This window comes from Bradyrhizobium denitrificans (assembly GCF_013179005.1).
In the GTDB taxonomy this organism is placed as follows: Bacteria; Pseudomonadota; Alphaproteobacteria; order Rhizobiales; family Xanthobacteraceae; genus Bradyrhizobium; species Bradyrhizobium denitrificans.
Map to the genome: position 1 here is coordinate 209,387 of NZ_JABFDP010000011.1, position 14,336 is coordinate 223,722.

The 14,336-nt window shown below is 65.8% G+C and carries 16 protein-coding genes; 13 read left to right on the forward strand and 3 right to left on the reverse strand.

From position 1 onward, the window contains the following. Positions 1-45: 45 nt before the first annotated feature. Positions 46-381 (reverse strand): ArsR/SmtB family transcription factor, encoded by a 336-nt coding sequence (locus HL671_RS14220; RefSeq protein ID WP_041750728.1) that lies wholly within the window; start codon positions 379-381, stop codon positions 46-48. A gap of 96 nt (positions 382-477) precedes the next feature. On the opposite strand from HL671_RS14220, the gene HL671_RS14225 reads away from it, so the two are divergent. From HL671_RS14225 to HL671_RS14245, 5 genes are all read left to right on the forward strand, one after another. Next, positions 478-1,764: an NAD(P)/FAD-dependent oxidoreductase gene (locus HL671_RS14225; protein ID WP_012043809.1), complete on the forward strand. Its 1,287-nt coding sequence runs from the start codon at positions 478-480 to the stop codon at positions 1,762-1,764. After that, positions 1,761-2,201, forward strand: a complete 441-nt coding sequence (gene trxC / locus HL671_RS14230) for a thioredoxin TrxC (RefSeq protein ID WP_012043810.1) — start codon at positions 1,761-1,763, stop codon at positions 2,199-2,201. Before HL671_RS14225 ends, trxC begins: the two co-directional genes overlap by 4 nt. A 52-nt stretch (positions 2,202-2,253) precedes the next feature. After that, positions 2,254-2,457, forward strand: a complete 204-nt coding sequence (locus HL671_RS14235; protein ID WP_012043811.1) for a YgaP family membrane protein — start codon at positions 2,254-2,256, stop codon at positions 2,455-2,457. Positions 2,458-2,502: 45 nt separating this feature from the next. Continuing rightward, on the forward strand, positions 2,503-3,948 hold the full coding sequence (gene ccoG, locus HL671_RS14240) for a cytochrome c oxidase accessory protein CcoG (RefSeq protein WP_012043812.1): 1,446 nt from the start codon (positions 2,503-2,505) through the stop codon (positions 3,946-3,948). 205 nt (positions 3,949-4,153) lie between these two features. Next, the gene (locus HL671_RS14245; protein WP_012043813.1) at positions 4,154-4,363 is read left to right on the forward strand and encodes a hypothetical protein; all 210 of its coding nucleotides are present in this window, start codon (positions 4,154-4,156) and stop codon (positions 4,361-4,363) included. Between the two features lie 380 nt (positions 4,364-4,743). Here the strand turns inward: HL671_RS14245 and HL671_RS14250 are convergent, their stop codons facing one another. Next, on the reverse strand, positions 4,744-5,001 hold the full coding sequence (locus HL671_RS14250) for a hypothetical protein (protein ID WP_041750729.1): 258 nt from the start codon (positions 4,999-5,001) through the stop codon (positions 4,744-4,746). Between the two features lie 24 nt (positions 5,002-5,025). After that, positions 5,026-5,664 carry a TetR/AcrR family transcriptional regulator gene (locus HL671_RS14255; RefSeq protein ID WP_012043815.1) on the reverse strand — a complete coding sequence of 213 codons (639 nt, stop codon included), beginning with the start codon at positions 5,662-5,664 and terminating at the stop codon, positions 5,026-5,028. A gap of 268 nt (positions 5,665-5,932) precedes the next feature. Between HL671_RS14255 and HL671_RS14260 the strand changes: the two genes are divergently transcribed. The 8 genes from HL671_RS14260 to HL671_RS14295 are packed head-to-tail and all read left to right on the forward strand — an operon-like array spanning position 5,933 to position 14,321. Continuing rightward, a complete protein-coding gene (locus HL671_RS14260) occupies positions 5,933-6,793 on the forward strand; it encodes an FAD binding domain-containing protein (protein WP_012043817.1) in 861 nt (286 codons plus the stop codon). An 8-nt stretch (positions 6,794-6,801) separates the two neighbouring features. Further along, positions 6,802-7,329 carry a (2Fe-2S)-binding protein gene (locus tag HL671_RS14265; RefSeq protein ID WP_012043818.1) on the forward strand — a complete coding sequence of 176 codons (528 nt, stop codon included), beginning with the start codon at positions 6,802-6,804 and terminating at the stop codon, positions 7,327-7,329. Further along, a complete protein-coding gene (locus HL671_RS14270; RefSeq protein WP_172236758.1) occupies positions 7,326-9,701 on the forward strand; it encodes a xanthine dehydrogenase family protein molybdopterin-binding subunit in 2,376 nt (791 codons plus the stop codon). Before HL671_RS14265 ends, HL671_RS14270 begins: the two co-directional genes overlap by 4 nt. Positions 9,702-9,725: 24 nt before the next feature. Next, positions 9,726-10,973, forward strand: a complete 1,248-nt coding sequence (locus HL671_RS14275) for an ABC transporter substrate-binding protein (protein ID WP_172236759.1) — start codon at positions 9,726-9,728, stop codon at positions 10,971-10,973. A gap of 10 nt (positions 10,974-10,983) precedes the next feature. Then, positions 10,984-11,856 (forward strand): branched-chain amino acid ABC transporter permease, encoded by an 873-nt coding sequence (locus tag HL671_RS14280; RefSeq protein ID WP_012043821.1) that lies wholly within the window; start codon positions 10,984-10,986, stop codon positions 11,854-11,856. Beyond that, complete coding sequence (locus HL671_RS14285) at positions 11,856-12,857, forward strand: branched-chain amino acid ABC transporter permease (RefSeq protein ID WP_172236760.1); 1,002 nt, start codon at positions 11,856-11,858, stop codon at positions 12,855-12,857. The genes HL671_RS14280 and HL671_RS14285 overlap by 1 nt, the downstream gene beginning before the upstream one ends. Further along, the gene (locus HL671_RS14290; RefSeq protein WP_172236761.1) at positions 12,854-13,609 is read left to right on the forward strand and encodes an ABC transporter ATP-binding protein; all 756 of its coding nucleotides are present in this window, start codon (positions 12,854-12,856) and stop codon (positions 13,607-13,609) included. The genes HL671_RS14285 and HL671_RS14290 overlap by 4 nt, the downstream gene beginning before the upstream one ends. Beyond that, positions 13,602-14,321, forward strand: a complete 720-nt coding sequence (locus HL671_RS14295; protein WP_083780672.1) for an ABC transporter ATP-binding protein — start codon at positions 13,602-13,604, stop codon at positions 14,319-14,321. Before HL671_RS14290 ends, HL671_RS14295 begins: the two co-directional genes overlap by 8 nt. Positions 14,322-14,336 lie beyond the last annotated feature (15 nt).

The following is a 14,336-nucleotide window of genomic DNA, read 5'->3' on the forward strand; positions in this document are numbered from 1 at the left end:
TACGGGTTCCCACTTGACGTTGCTCAAGTCGTGGGCTCGGCACTGTCATAGTCTTTGTCTTTGTGCGGGTTTCGGCGGCAGCGCTGCGCAATAGACCTGATAGAGGGTCTTCAGCACCTCGCGGGCCGGCTCGCTGGTGATCGAATAGTAGATCGTCTGCCCATCGCGCCGGGCGGTGACCAGACCGTCCTTGCGCAGCAGCGCAAGGTGCTGGGAGACGGTCGAGTCGCGCAGTCCGAGGAACGCCGCGAGCTCGCCGACCGACCGTTCAGTGTCGACCAGCTGGCAGATGATCAGGAGCCGATGCCGGTTTGACAGCGCCTTCAACAGGTCGCTGGCCTGGTCGGCCGCCGCTTCCATGATGTCTGCATAAAATTTCATAGTTGCGTATATACAGAGATACGAATATATAGTCAAGGCCGGCCGGGAGATCAGGGCTGAGCGAAACAAGAACGAAGCAAGGCGATGGAGGACCCAATGGCGGACGTTGTCGTGATCGGAGCGGGGCTGAGTGGCTCGCTGATGGCCTATGAATTGCTGCCCCAGATGCGAAAGGAGGACCGCGTGACCGTCATCTCGCAGGGATCCTCCTATCATTTCGTGCCGTCCAATCCGTGGGTGGCGGTGGGCTGGCGCAAGCGCGGCGACATCGAGATCGATCTCGTCGACGTCATGCAGCGCAAGGGCATCCGCCTGCTGACGCAGGGGGCCAAGCGCGTCCATCCGGCCGAGAACCAGGTCGAGCTGACGGACGGCACTATGGTCGCCTACGATTATCTCGTGGTGGCCACCGGCCCCGAGCTCGCCTTCGACGAGATTCCGGGGCTCGGCCCCGATGGCCATACCCAGTCGGTGTGCCATGTCGACCATGCCGCGCATGCCAAGGCGGCGTTCGACAGACTGGCCGAGAAGCCCGGCCCGGTCATCGTCGGCGCGGTGCAGGGCGCGTCCTGCTTCGGCCCGGCCTACGAATTTCTTTTCATCCTCGAGACCGAACTGCGCCGCCGCAAGATGCGTGATCAGGTGCCGATGACCTTCGTGACCTCCGAACCCTATATCGGCCATCTCGGTCTCGACGGTGTCGGCGACACCAAGGGGCTGCTGGAAAGCGAGATGCGCGAGAAGCACATCAAGTGGATCACCAGTGCGCGCGTCACCAAGGTCGAGGACGGCCGCATGGTCGTGGAGGAGGTGGCCGACGACGGTTCGGTCCGCAAGACGCATGAGTTGCCCTTCGCCTATTCCATGATGCTGCCGGCGTTCCGCGGCGTCGGCGCCGTGAGGGGCATCGAGAAGCTGACCAACCCGCGCGGCTTCGTGATCGTCGACAAGCATCAGCGCAATCCGGCCTTCGCCAACGTGTTCGCGATCGGCGTCTGCGTCGCGATCCCGCCGATCGGGCCGACGCCGGTGCCGGTCGGCGTGCCCAAGACCGGCTTCATGATCGAGTCGATGGTCACGGCGACCGCCCTCAACATCGGCGCGCTGCTGCGCGGTCAGGAGCCGAAGGCGCAGCCGACCTGGAATGCGATCTGCCTCGCCGATTTCGGTGATTCCGGCGTCGCCTTCCTGGCGCAGCCGCAAATCCCGCCGCGTAACGTCAACTGGTCGGCGAAGGGAGAGTGGGTGCATTACGCCAAGGTCGCCTTCGAGAAGTATTTCCTGCGCAAGATGCGGCGCGGCACGCCGGAGCCGTTCTATGAGAAGTTTCTGCTCGACCGGCTCAACATCGCCAAGATCAAGGAGGTCAGGACAGGCACATGAGCGGGACCTTTCAACTGGTGTGCGGCCATTGCGGACAGATCAACCGTCTGCCCGCCGGCCGCGCGCCCACCCAGGGCAAATGCGGCAAGTGTCACGCGCCGCTGTTCTCCGGCCATCCGATCGAGGTCGACCAGGCGGCGTTCGAGCGCCATGTTGCGCATAGCGACCTGCCGCTGCTGGTCGATGTCTGGGCGCCGTGGTGCGGCCCGTGCCGGGCGATGGCGCCGATGTTCGCGCGCGCCGCCGAGGCGCTCGAACCGCGCGTACAGCTTCTGAAGCTGAACTCCGACGAGGCGCCGGAGATCTCGGCGAAGTTCGGCATCTCTGGAATTCCCACCCTGCTGCTGCTGCAGAAGGGCCGGGAACTGGCGCGGATCTCGGGTGCGATGGACTCGCAACGAATCGTCGCCTGGACGCTGTCCGGCTTGCGGCAGTGATGCCGCGGCGCCGGCTTGATTACGCTCAAAGGCAACCATGAAGGACCATGTCATGAATATCGACAAAGCAGTTCTCTTCTTTGCCGGGGTCGTCGTTCTGCTCGGCCTTGCGCTCGGCTGGACCGTCAGTCCCTATTGGTTCCTGCTGACGGCCTTTGCAGGCGTCAACATGATCCAGGCCTCGTTCACGGGCTTCTGCCCGGCGGCGATCGTGTTCAGGAAGCTGGGCTTGCGAAGCGGCAACGCGTTCTCCTGAACCGGCCCGACATGGAAGGCAGGATGAAGATGAAGCGAGGATATCATGGCTGACTCGGACGAAACCTACATCGTCGGGCCGCTCTACAAGGCGCGCGACAAGGTCTATCCGGCGGCCGTGCATGGCCGCTTCCGGCGCATCAAGTGGACCATCCTCTGTATTACGCTGGGCATCTACTATCTGCTGCCCTTCGTGCGCTGGGATCGCGGTCCCGGGATGCCGAACCAGGCGGTGCTGGTCGATTTCCCGCACCGCCGCTTCTACTTCTTCTTCATCGAGCTGTGGCCGCAGGAGGTCTACTACTTCACCGGCCTGCTGATCATTGCCGCAGTGGCCCTGTTCCTGATGAACGCGGTCGCTGGCCGGCTGTGGTGCGGCTATCTCTGCCCGCAGACGGTATGGACGGACCTGTTCTATGCCGTCGAGCGCTGGGTCGAGGGCGACCGGCGCGAGCGCATGCTCAGCGACAAGCGCGGCTGGACTTTCACGCATATCCGCCAGGTCGCCCTCAAACACTTTCTCTGGATCATGATCGGCTGGTGGACCGGCGGCGCCTGGGTGCTGTATTTCGACGATGCGCCGACCCTGGTGAAGGACCTCGCCACCTTCCAGGCGCCGTTCACGGCCTATCTCTGGATCGGCATTCTGACGGCGACGACCTACGTGTTCGCTGGCCACGCCCGCGAGCAGGTCTGCATCTACATGTGCCCGTGGCCGCGCATCCAGGCCGCACTGACCGACGAATGGGCGCTCAACGTCACCTACAAGGGCGACCGCGGCGAGCCGCGCATGTCGGTCAAGAAGGCGGAGGCGGCGCGGCTGCAGGGCGCGCCGGCCGGCGACTGCGTCGACTGCCACCAATGCGTCAACGTCTGCCCGACCGGCGTCGACATCCGCAACGGCCTCCAGCTCGGCTGCATCCAGTGCAGCCTGTGCATCGACGCCTGCGATAGCGTGATGACCCAGATCGGCCGTCCCACCGGTCTGATCGGCTACGACACCGACATCAACGTGGCCAGGCGCAAAGAGGGCAAGCCGGAGATCTACCGCATCATCCGGCCGCGCACGATCATCTATGCGAGCTTCATCGCCATCGTCGGGGGTATCATGCTGTACACGCTGGCGACGCGCGGCACGATGGGCATCAATGTGCTGCATGAGCGCAATCCGCTGTTTGTGCAGCTGTCGGATGGCGGCGTGCGCAATGACTACACGGTGCGGCTGCTCAACAAGCGCGGCGCGCGTGACTTTGTGCTCGACGTCGTCGGCCCGCCGAATGCCAAGGTGACGGTCGCTGGCGAGAGCCGCGAAGCCGACGGCCGCATGCTGATCGACGTGGGACAGGACCAGACCCGCGAGATCCGGATGTCGGTCGAGGCGAAGGGCGCCGATCTTCCGCCGGTGCCGGTCGACATCGAGATCAGGATCACCGATCCTGCGACGGGCACGTCGGTCAGCAAGCACGACCACTTCGTGCCGGCGCCGCGTTGAAGCCGGCGTCGGCTGGATCCGTACGGAGCAGTCGCGCCAGCTTGCCTCTAACTGATAGGAACAGGAATTGATAGGAACAGGGAGGAGCATGTGCTTCTCCCTGTTTTGTCGTGTCCGGTTGTTCCAGATCAATGATGGACAAAGACCGCTGGCAGAGCATCGCCACGTCAAGGGATCGATGTTTCCTACTGACGGAGAATGGGAGATGTTCAAGGTCGCAATTCTGATCTGGGTCATGCTGGGCACGGTGCTGGCGGGCAGCGCGGTCACGGCGTTGTTGACGGTGCAGGGACCGGTCGGAAGTCCGATGAAGGATCTGCCGCTCGCGGCGCTGGTCGGCTTCATCGTCGCGATGCCGCTGTCCTATCTCGTCGCGGCGAAGATCAGCCGCAACGGCCGGGGCCGCGTCGCCTGAGGGGCGTGAGGCCGGACTGGAGACGTTCACGGAGTCAAACAGCGTATCGTCAAACCGTGCCTCAATGGGGACCGCAGCAGCGAGACGTCGTCAAGCGGCCCGCGGCGCCGATGCGTCCGAGTTGCTCCAGTCCGTTCCGCCCTGTCGAAGAAGAGGGCGCGGGGAATGCCGGGGGCTGGCCGCACCCATGGCCCGCCTGCAGAGAAAAAAGCAGGCGGCAGTCACCACAGGTTCAGCCGAACTCCGGCATTCCCCGCGCGATGGTTTTCACGCTTATCTCGCGCTCTCCCCGGTGTCCGGCCTGTTAGCCACCGTCGCCGTCCGGATTATCGTCACCAGACGGCTTGACGCCAGCATCGGGGCGCCAGGACCACGCGATTTCACGTCCGCCACCAGCCGTTCGTCCGCGCGCCATCGGAGCGCGCTGCGGCATGATCGCAGCCACCGCATCCCGCCTCGCGTGTCGTGACGATCGCGATCCGCCCCTCTTGCCGAAGCAGGATGCGCAGGAGTAGATCATGAATTCGGAAAAAATGAAATAGCAAAAATCGCGCTTGCCGATCGCGATACGCTCCGCGGCCCGGCGATGTGATCCAGCCGGGCAGCAGGGGCGGATCGGCGATGACGTCGAAGGACACTGTCGGGCCGGCGGCGATGGCCGTTCACGCGCCGCAGCCGCTCGCCGAGTCGTGCAGAATGCCGGGGAGCGTCGATCGCGCGCCGTCCAGGAACAGCTGGATCGCGTCGCGAACGGTCTGCTCGAGATCGGACGGGACCGGCGTCTCGTAGATGAACTTCCGGATCGCGAGGTAGAAGATGCGTCCGTGCAGGCCCCAGAACATTTCCGTTTCGCGGCTGCCGAGCGGGCAGATCTCGACATCAGGCAAGTTCATCTCATGTCGGAGCTCAAGCGCCGCCGGCTCGATGATCTCGCGCCGGACGAGGTCGAGGTAGCGCCCGGTGATGCCGAACGATCGCATTCCGGAGAACACGAAGATCCGCACCCAGTTATACTCGAACACGCGGGCCACATAGTCCAGATAGAAGCCCGTCAAGCGCGCCTGCAGCGGCTGGCTGCGATCGCGGATCAGGGGACCCCAATCCTGCGACCAGCGGCTCAGATAGACTTCCTGATAGACGCGTTCGATCAGCGCCTCCTTGCTGGGGAAATGCCGGTAGATCACCGAATGCGCGATGCCCATGCGCTTGGCGAGCTCCCGCGTCTGGCCCTCGAAGCCGCGCTCGGCGAAGAAGCGGATCGCCTCATCCACGATCAGCCTCTCACGGTCGGCGGCGCGCATGTTGCGGCGCCGCAGCCTCGGATGGCTTGCGCTCTTTCGCTGGCTGCCCGCACGGCTGGCGCCCTGTTTCTTTGCGCTTGCGGTTTTCGGAGGTCTGGCCATGGCCTTCATCGTTGTCGCGGCATCTCGGCTTGATAGCCGAAAGCATATTTGTGACCAATCGTTCGTTTCTGGTTGACCGGCTTGGCGGCAGTGTGCCAGTGTTTTGAGACCAGATGGTCACAAATCTGGGAATCCGGGCTGATGAGCCCTGGAAGCGAGGAAACGGATGAAAGCGAGGGCTTTCAGCTATTTTCGTGCAAGTACGGTCGAGGAGGCGCTTGACGCTCACGCGCAAGGCGGTGATGACGCGCGCTACATTGCCGGCGGCCAGAGCCTGGTTCCGGCGCTCGCGCTGCGGCTGCAGGCGCCGCGCCGTCTGGTCGATATCAACCACATCGATGAGCTGCGCGGGGTGCGGCGTGAGGGCGAGTGGCTGCGCATCGGCGCGCTGACGCGCCATTGCGAGATGCTGACCGAGCCGCTGATTGCGGAATTTGCGCCGCTGCTGCGGGCTGCTGCGCCCTTCGTTGCCCATCCCGCCATCCGCAATCGGGGCACTCTCGGCGGCAGCGTCGCGCTCGCGGATCCGGCGTCGGAATTCCCGGCGGTGGTGCTCGCGCTGGAGGCCGAGATCGAGGTCGCCGGGCCGGCCGGCCGGCGCCGGGTCAGGGCTGAGGACTTCTTCGTCGATCTGTTCGAGACGGCGCTTGCGCCGGGCGAGCTGCTCGTTGCGGTTCATGTGCCGCTGTTCAATCCGGGGCAGCGCATTGCATTCGATGAGTTGGCGCGTCGGCGCGGCGACTATGCCCTGGTCGGCTGCGGCATCAGCGCGACCTGCGCGGATGATCTGATCACGGACATTCGCATCGCGTTCTTCTCGGTCGGCAATGTCCCGACGCGCGCGCGCCGAGCCGAATCTGAGATCGCGGGATCACGCCTGAGTCCCGATGTGATTGCGGCGGCGCAGGCAGCGCTCGGCGAGGACCTTGCGCCTGATGACGGCGACGACGTTCCGGCCGCGATGCGGCTGCACCTGGCGCGTGTCCTGCTCGGCCGGCTGTTGGGCCAGATCGGAGGGGCCACGTGAGCTCGATCATGTCCGATCTGGACGAGGCTGACGCGACGGTCCGCGTCCGCTTCGTCGTCAACGGCCGCAAGACGGCTTGCGATGTCGCGCCGCGCGACACGCTGGTCGATTGCCTGCGCACTCAGCTCGAACTCACCGGCACGCATGCCGGCTGCGAGATGGGCGCTTGCGGCGCCTGTCTGGTCCAGCTCGATGGCCGCGCCGTCCATGCTTGCCTGATGTTCGCGGTGCAGGCCGATGGCGCGCGGATCGACACGATCGAGGGGCTGTCCGAGAGCGGTGTGATCGCCGATCTGCAGGCTGAGTTTCACCGGCGCAACGCGCTGCAATGCGGGTTCTGTACGCCGGGCATGCTGATCAACGCCCACGAGCTGCTCTCAAACGTCGCGCGGCCCAGCCGGGAGGCCATTCGTGACGCGCTGTCCGGCAATTTCTGCCGCTGCACCGGATATGAAGCGATCGTCGACGCGATCGCAGCGGTTGCCGAGGCACGTGCGGCCAAGGCCGCGCAAGGTGCGGAGGGCGCATCGTCATGACCGCGCCGCTCACTCCGCTTGATCGTCCGAACTCCTATATCGGCCGTTCGGTGCCGCGGCCGAACGCGAAGCGCCTGCTCGCCGGGCGCGGGCGCTACGTCACCGACATCCGCCTGCCGCGCATGCTGCATGCGGCGTTCCTGCGCAGCCCGCACGCGCATGCGCGGATCATCAGCATCGATGCCGACGCGGCGCGCGCGCTCGCCGGCGTGCATCTGATCGCAACCGGCGCTGACCTCGCCAGGATATGCACGCCATGGACCGGCACGCTCGATCATTTCAAGGGCATGACCTCCGAGCCGCAGCTGCCGCTGCCGCTCGACCGCGTCGTCTGGGCCGGGCAGGCGGTCGTCGCGGTCGTGGCGGACAGCCGGGCGCTGGCCGAGGATGCGCTTGAGCTGATCTCGGTCGACTATGAGGAATTGCCCGCGGTCGTCGATCTCGACGAGGCGCGCCAGCCGGGGACGCCAAGGGCCAATCCGGCCAGCCAGTCCAACATCTGCTTTCGGACCCAGCTTGACAGCGGTGGCGTGGACGAGGTCTTCGTAGCTGCGGCCCATGTGATCGAACAGCAGTTCAGCTTCGGGCGGCATACGCCGGTCACCTTGGAGCCGCGGGCCATCGTCGCGGATTACGAGCCTGACAGCGGCATGCTGACAGTGCATCACGCCACCCAGACGCCGTATCAGTTCCAGGACCTCTATTCCCGGCACTACAACATCCCGGAAGCGCGCGTCCGCGTCATCGCGCCGGATATTGGCGGCTCGTTCGGCATGAAGCTGCATGTCTATCACGAGGACATGGCGGTGGTCGGTCTGTCCATGATGCTGGGGCGTCCGGTGAAATATGTCGCGGACCGCATCGAATCCTTCGTCTCCGATATTCACGCCCGCGACCATCGCGTGCAGGCGCGCATGGCCATCGATGCCGATGGCAAGATCCTCGCGATGGACGTCCACGACGCCACGGCGATCGGCGCGTTCTCGACCTATCCGCGCACCAGCGTGGTCGAAGGCAACCAGGTCATCCGCCTGATCGGCGCGCCCTATGGTTTCACCTCCTACCGGGCGGCGCTGGAGGTCGTGTTCCAGAACAAGGTGCAGACCAGCCAGTATCGCGCCGTCGGACATCCGATCGCCTGCGCCGTCACCGAGCGCATGGTCGACATCGCCGCCGGCCGCGCCGGGCTCGATCCGCTGGCGATGCGCGACCGTAACGTGATTGCCGACGACGCCTATCCGCTGGTGTCGCCGACCGGCTACAAATTCGAGGCCCTGTCGCATCAGGCCTGTCTGCGGCGCCTGCGCGAGATCATGGACTATGACGCGCTGCGGGGCGAGCAGGCCGAGCTGCGCCGGCGCGGCGTGCATCGCGGCATCGGCATTGCGACCTTCGTCGAGATCACCAATCCGAGCCCGGCCTTTTACGGCGTCGGCGGTGCGCGCATCTCGTCGCAGGATGGCGCGACGATCAGCCTGACGCCGACCGGCGAGGTGCGCTGTGCGATCTCGGTCACCGAGCAGGGGCAGGGCACCGAGGCGATCATCGGCCAGATCGTCGCCGACCAGCTCGGCCTCGCCCAGGAGCACGTCAAGGTCATCACCGGCGACACCGAGGTGACGCCGCATGGTGGCGCGACCTGGGCCTGCCGCGGCGCCGGCATCGGCGGCGAGACCGCGCTGCAGGCTGCGCGCCGGCTCAAGGCCAACATCCTTGCGATCGCGGCCCTGGTCCTGCAGGAGCAGGCGGCGGCGCTCGATATCGTCGATGGCCAGGTCGTCAGTGCCGCGTCCCGGCAGCCGCGGCTGGACGTGGCGGAGATCGCGCGCATCGCCTATTTCCGCTCCGACACGCTGCCACCGGGGACGCAGGCGCAGCTGACCGTCAGCCACCACTTCGCGCCGCAGGGCTATCCCTTCGCGTTCACCAACGGCATCCAGGGCTGCTCTCTCGAGGTCGACGTCGACACCGGCTTCGTCAAGCTGCTGAAGCACTATGTCGTCGAGGATTGCGGGCGTATCATCAATCCCATGCTGGTCGACGAGCAGCTGCGTGGCGGCGTGGTCCAGGGTCTCGGCGCTGCGCTGTTCGAGGAATGCCGCTACGGTGAGACCGGCCAGCTGCTGAACGGATCGCTGGCCGATTATCTCGTGCCCATGGCGATGGAGATGCCCGATATCGTCATCGACCATGTCGAGACGCCGACGGCCGATACCATCCTGGGCGCCAAGGGCTGCGGCGAGGCCGGGACGGCGGCGGCGTCGGCCTGCGTGCTCAATGCCGTCAACGACGCGCTGACGCCGTTCGGCGCGTCGATCAACACGATTCCGATCACGCCGGCCCGCATATTGAAAGCGCTCAATCGCTACTAACAAGACAGGTCGAGGGAGGACATCATGCCAAGCTACAACAGGCCAGGACCAGGCGGCATATCCCGGCGCAACGCGCTGCTGGGAGCATCGGCCGGCATTGCCACGCTGGCGATGCCGCGGCTCGGTCGCGCCGCCGACGACACCATCCGCATCGGCTTTCCGACGCCGCTGACCGGCCCGTTCGCGGCCGAGGCGCGCGACCAGGTCAAATGCGCCGAGCTCGCGGTCAAGCTGGTCAACGACAAGGGCGGCATCGCCGGGCGCAAGGTCGAGCTGCTGGTGCGCGACGACAAGCTCAATGCGGGCGAGGCGGCGACGCGCACCCTGGAGCTGATCGAAAAGGACAAGGTGCATGCGGTGGTCGGCGCGCTCTCCAGCGCGGTGCAGCTCGCGGTCAACGAGGTGACCCGCGCGCGTGGCGTCATCTACGTGTCGATCAGTCAGTCCGATACGATCAACGAGGCCAAGGATTTCAGCAAGTTCACGTTCCACGAGGCGCTCAATCCGCACATGACGACGGCGGCCGTGGCGCGGCAGACCTTGAAGAAGGGCATGAAGGTCGCGCATCTCGTCGCCGACTATGCCTATGGCCACGAGATGCTGCGCGGCTTCAAGCGGGCGCAGGCGGCGATCGGGGCCGACACCGTCGGCGAGATCCTGCACCCGTTCGGCGCGGCGGACTATTCGACCTTCATGCCGCGGCTGATGTCGCTGCGCCCGGATGTGCTGTGCATCAGCAATTTCGGCCGCGACCAGGCCAATGCGATCAAGCAGGCGGTCGATTTCGGCATCAAGCAGCAGATGAAGATCGTCGTGCCAGTGATCCTGCACAACCAGCGTCTCGCGGTCGGGCCCGACGTGTTCGAGGGCGTGGTCGGCGGCGCCAATTATTATTGGGGACTCGAGACCCAGAACAAGACCGCGGCCGAATTCAACGCGGCGTTCCGCGCCGCCAATGGCGGTGCCATCCCGACGGATTACGGCGCCTATGGCTATTCGGGTGTCGGCTCGCTGCTGATGGCGATGCAGGCGGCCGGCGGCACCGAGACCGACAAGGTCGTCGCGGGGCTGGAGGCCCTGCAATATGACCTGACCAAGGGCCCGCAGCATTACCGCAAATGCGACCACCAATCGGTGCAGTCGGTGCTTGTGCTGGAATCGAAGAAGAAGTCGGCCATGGCCAATGACAGCGACCTGTTCGCGATCGTGGCCAGCGATCCCGGCGCCGACGAGATGCTGCGCAGCTGCAGCGAACTCGGCCACGCGACCTGATCCGGACCGCATGGATCTCTCCCTGATCATCATGCAGCTGTTCTCCGGCATCGCCCTTGGGGCGGTGCTGGTGATCACGGCGCTCGGCCTGACCATCGTGTTCGGCATGCTGGGCGTGGTCAATTTCGCCCATGGCGCGCTGTTCATGATCGGCGCCTATGCCGGGCTCTATCTGGCGTCGCTGACCGGCAGTTTCTGGTGGGGGCTGCTGCTCGCGCCGCTGCTGGTCGGCGCCTTCGGCATGCTGATCGAGCGCGTCCTGGTCCGGCGCCTCTATGGCCGGTCGGTCGATGATCCCTTGCTGCTGACCTTCGGGCTCAGCTACATCCTGGTCGAGGGCGTGCGCATCGTGTTCGGCAGCGACGGCATTCCGTTTCCGACGCCGTCGCAACTGATCGGCGTCGTCGATCTCGGCTTCGGCTTCTTTCCGAAGTACCGGCTGTTCGTGATCGCCTTGGTGGCCGTCGTGCTGCTGGCGCTGTGGCTGATGCTGGAGAAAACCCGGGTTGGCCTGATCGTGCGGGCCGGCGCCCGCGATCCGCAGATCATGCGCGTGCTCGGCGTCGACATCGGCAGGGTCTGGCTCGCGATCTTCGGCCTCGGCGTCGGCCTGGCGGCGCTGGGCGGGGTCCTGGCGGGGCCGATGCGCAGCGTCAATCCGGAAATGGGAACGCTGGTGCTCGCGGAGGCCTTCGTCGTCACGGTGATCGGCGGCCTCGGTTCGATCGTCGGCGCGGTGGTCGCGGGGCTGATGGTCGGCGTCTGCATCAGCATGGTGGCGCTGTTCGCGCCGGAAATGGCGACCATCGTGATGTTCGCGCTGATGGCGGCGGTGCTGCTGGTCCGGCCGCAGGGCCTGTTCGGCCTCAAGGGGAGAGCGTGATGGCGATGCAGTCGAGCGGCGCGGCACCGGCGCTTCCGCAGGCGCAGCGCGTCATGGCGGCGATCGCCGATCATCGCGTCCTGGTGTCGCTGGTGGCGCTGGCCCTGTTGCCCTGGCTGCTGCCGTCGAAGGCGCTGGCCGTGAACGTGCTGATCTATGGCGTCGTGGTGATGGGGTATAATCTCCTGTTCGGCTATACCGGGCTGCTGTCGTTCGGTCATGCCGCCTTCTTCGGAACGGGCGCGTATCTCACTGGCATCGCCATCGGCCGCTTCGGACTGCCGTGGTTCGCCGCGGTGCCGTTGGCGATTGCGGCCAGCACCGTGCTCGCCGCCGCGATCGGCACCATCTCAACGCGGACCCGTGGCATCTATTTCTCGATGGTGACGCTGGCGTTGGCGCAGCTGGTCTATTACGTCGCCTTGCAGGCGTCGTCATGGACGGGGGGCGAGAACGGGCTGCGCGGCTTCACCGTCGATCACGTCAATCTGCTCGGCCTGCAGATCAATTTTCTCGATCCGGTCAACAAATATTACGTCCTGATGGCGTTTGCGGCGCTGGCGATCTGGGCCCAGTCGCGCATTCTCAATTCGCCGTTCGGCGCGGTGATCGAGGCGATCCGGGAGAATGAGCAGCGCGCACGGGCGTGCGGCTACGACGTCGAACGCTGCAAGCTGATCGTGTTCATGCTGTCGGGCGCGATCTCCGCGATCGGCGGCTGCATGTCGGCATTGCACCTGTCGATCGTGCCGCTCGACATCCTGCATTATCAGACATCCGGCATGATCGTGATGATGGTGCTGCTCGGCGGCGCCCGCAGCTTCTTCGGGCCGTTCATCGGCGCCGCGGTGTTCCTGATCCTGGAAGACGTCGTCTCGATCTGGACGCCGCATTGGCAGATCGTCGTCGGCGCGATCTTTGTCGGCTTCGTTCTGTTCCTGCCGAAGGGCATCTGGGGCACGTTGCTGGACCTGCTGCCGGCGGCGAGGGAGCGGCGATGAGCACCGAGCTGTTGCGCGCCGACGGCATCGGCCGTCGCTTCGGCGGCTTCACAGCCCTCGAAGGCATTACCGTCTCTTTCGCGGCAGGCGAACTGACCTCGATCATCGGCCCGAACGGCGCCGGCAAGAGCACGTTCTTCAACATTCTGTCCGGCACGCTGTCGCCGAGCACGGGCACGCTGCGCTTCAAGGGGCAGGCGCTGAATGGCCTGCCGCAGCACCGCTTCGTGCATCGCGGCATCTCGCGCTCCTACCAGATCACCAACATCTTCCCCGACCTGTCGGTGCACGAGAATGTCCGGGTCGCCGCGCAGGCGATGAGCGTCAGCTATGACATCTGGCGCAGGCGCGCCGACCTTGTCGAGCTGAGCGAGCGCGCCGATGCGGCGCTGACGGCAGTCGGGCTGATCGGCAAGCGCGGCCAGCAGGCCAAATTCCTTGCCCACGGCCAGCAGCGTGCGCTGGAGATCGCGATCGCGCTGGTCTCCGAGCCGGAGCTGTTGCTGCTGGATGAGCCGACCGCCGGCATGGGGCCCGAGGAGACCAAGGACATGGTCGCGCTGCTCGAGCGGCTGGCCGAGCGGCGCACCGTGCTGCTGGTCGAGCACAAGATGAAGATGGTGCTGGGGCTGAGCCAGCGCGTGCTGGTGCTGCACCACGGCCGGCTGCTCGCCGACGGCCGGCCGGACGACATCAGGAGCAATCCCGACGTGCGCCGGGTCTATCTGGGACAGAGTGAAGGCTATGGCTGAGACCGCATTGCTCGAACTCGACGGCGTCCAGGCCTGGTATGGCGCGAGCCACGTGCTGCACGGTATCTCGCTGCGCGTCAACGCGGGCGAGGTGGTTGCGCTGGTCGGGCGCAACGGCGCCGGCAAGACCACGACCTTGCGCACCATCATGGGACTGATGCCGCGCGCCGCGGGGCAGGTGCGTTTCGCGGGCGTGGACCTGCTGCCGCTGGCCGCGCATCGGCGCTTCCACCTTGGCCTCGCTTATGTGCCGGAGGAGCGCCGCATCGTGCCCGGATTGTCGGTGCGCGAGAACCTGCGGCTCGGGCTGGTGGCGGCCAAGGCGGACATCGAGGAGCGCGCGGCGTTTGCGGAGATCGCCGAGACCTTTCCGCGGCTGCGCGAGCGGCTCGATCAGGAGGGCGTGACCTTGTCGGGCGGCGAGCAGCAGATGCTGGCGATCGCCCGGGCCTTGATCGCGCGGCCGCGCATGGTGCTGCTCGACGAGCCGTCGGAAGGCATCATGCCGGTGCTGGTCGAAGAGATGGGTGTGCTGTTTCGTCGCCTGCGCGACCAGGGCAAGACCTTGCTGCTGGTCGAGCAGAATGTCGAATGGGCGCTGCGGCTCGCCGACCGCGCCGTGATCATCGACCAGGGCGAGGTCGTGCATGAGAGCAGCGCCGCCGCTTTGTTGGCCGACAAGGACATCCAGGATCGCTATTGCGCGGTGTGATTGTTGCGCGACGCG

What these genes read in the sequence shown, in the direction of transcription:
- HL671_RS14225 (WP_012043809.1), top strand. Translation starts at nt 478, where the DNA reads ATGGCGGACGTTGTCGTGATCGGAGCGGGGCTGAGTGGCTCGCTGATG.
- HL671_RS14270 (WP_172236758.1), top strand. Translation starts at nt 7,326, where the DNA reads ATGACCGCGCCGCTCACTCCGCTTGATCGTCCGAACTCCTATATCGGC.
- HL671_RS14265 (WP_012043818.1), top strand. Translation starts at nt 6,802, where the DNA reads ATGTCCGATCTGGACGAGGCTGACGCGACGGTCCGCGTCCGCTTCGTC.
- HL671_RS14245 (WP_012043813.1), top strand. Translation starts at nt 4,154, where the DNA reads ATGTTCAAGGTCGCAATTCTGATCTGGGTCATGCTGGGCACGGTGCTG.
- HL671_RS14280 (WP_012043821.1), top strand. Translation starts at nt 10,984, where the DNA reads ATGGATCTCTCCCTGATCATCATGCAGCTGTTCTCCGGCATCGCCCTT.
- HL671_RS14290 (WP_172236761.1), top strand. Translation starts at nt 12,854, where the DNA reads ATGAGCACCGAGCTGTTGCGCGCCGACGGCATCGGCCGTCGCTTCGGC.
- HL671_RS14275 (WP_172236759.1), top strand. Translation starts at nt 9,726, where the DNA reads ATGCCAAGCTACAACAGGCCAGGACCAGGCGGCATATCCCGGCGCAAC.
- HL671_RS14260 (WP_012043817.1), top strand. Translation starts at nt 5,933, where the DNA reads ATGAAAGCGAGGGCTTTCAGCTATTTTCGTGCAAGTACGGTCGAGGAG.
- HL671_RS14255 (WP_012043815.1), bottom strand. Translation starts at nt 5,664, where the DNA reads ATGCGCGCCGCCGACCGTGAGAGGCTGATCGTGGATGAGGCGATCCGC.
- trxC (WP_012043810.1), top strand. Translation starts at nt 1,761, where the DNA reads ATGAGCGGGACCTTTCAACTGGTGTGCGGCCATTGCGGACAGATCAAC.
- HL671_RS14235 (WP_012043811.1), top strand. Translation starts at nt 2,254, where the DNA reads ATGAATATCGACAAAGCAGTTCTCTTCTTTGCCGGGGTCGTCGTTCTG.
- HL671_RS14285 (WP_172236760.1), top strand. Translation starts at nt 11,856, where the DNA reads ATGGCGATGCAGTCGAGCGGCGCGGCACCGGCGCTTCCGCAGGCGCAG.
- ccoG (WP_012043812.1), top strand. Translation starts at nt 2,503, where the DNA reads ATGGCTGACTCGGACGAAACCTACATCGTCGGGCCGCTCTACAAGGCG.
- HL671_RS14295 (WP_083780672.1), top strand. Translation starts at nt 13,602, where the DNA reads ATGGCTGAGACCGCATTGCTCGAACTCGACGGCGTCCAGGCCTGGTAT.
- HL671_RS14220 (WP_041750728.1), bottom strand. Translation starts at nt 381, where the DNA reads ATGAAATTTTATGCAGACATCATGGAAGCGGCGGCCGACCAGGCCAGC.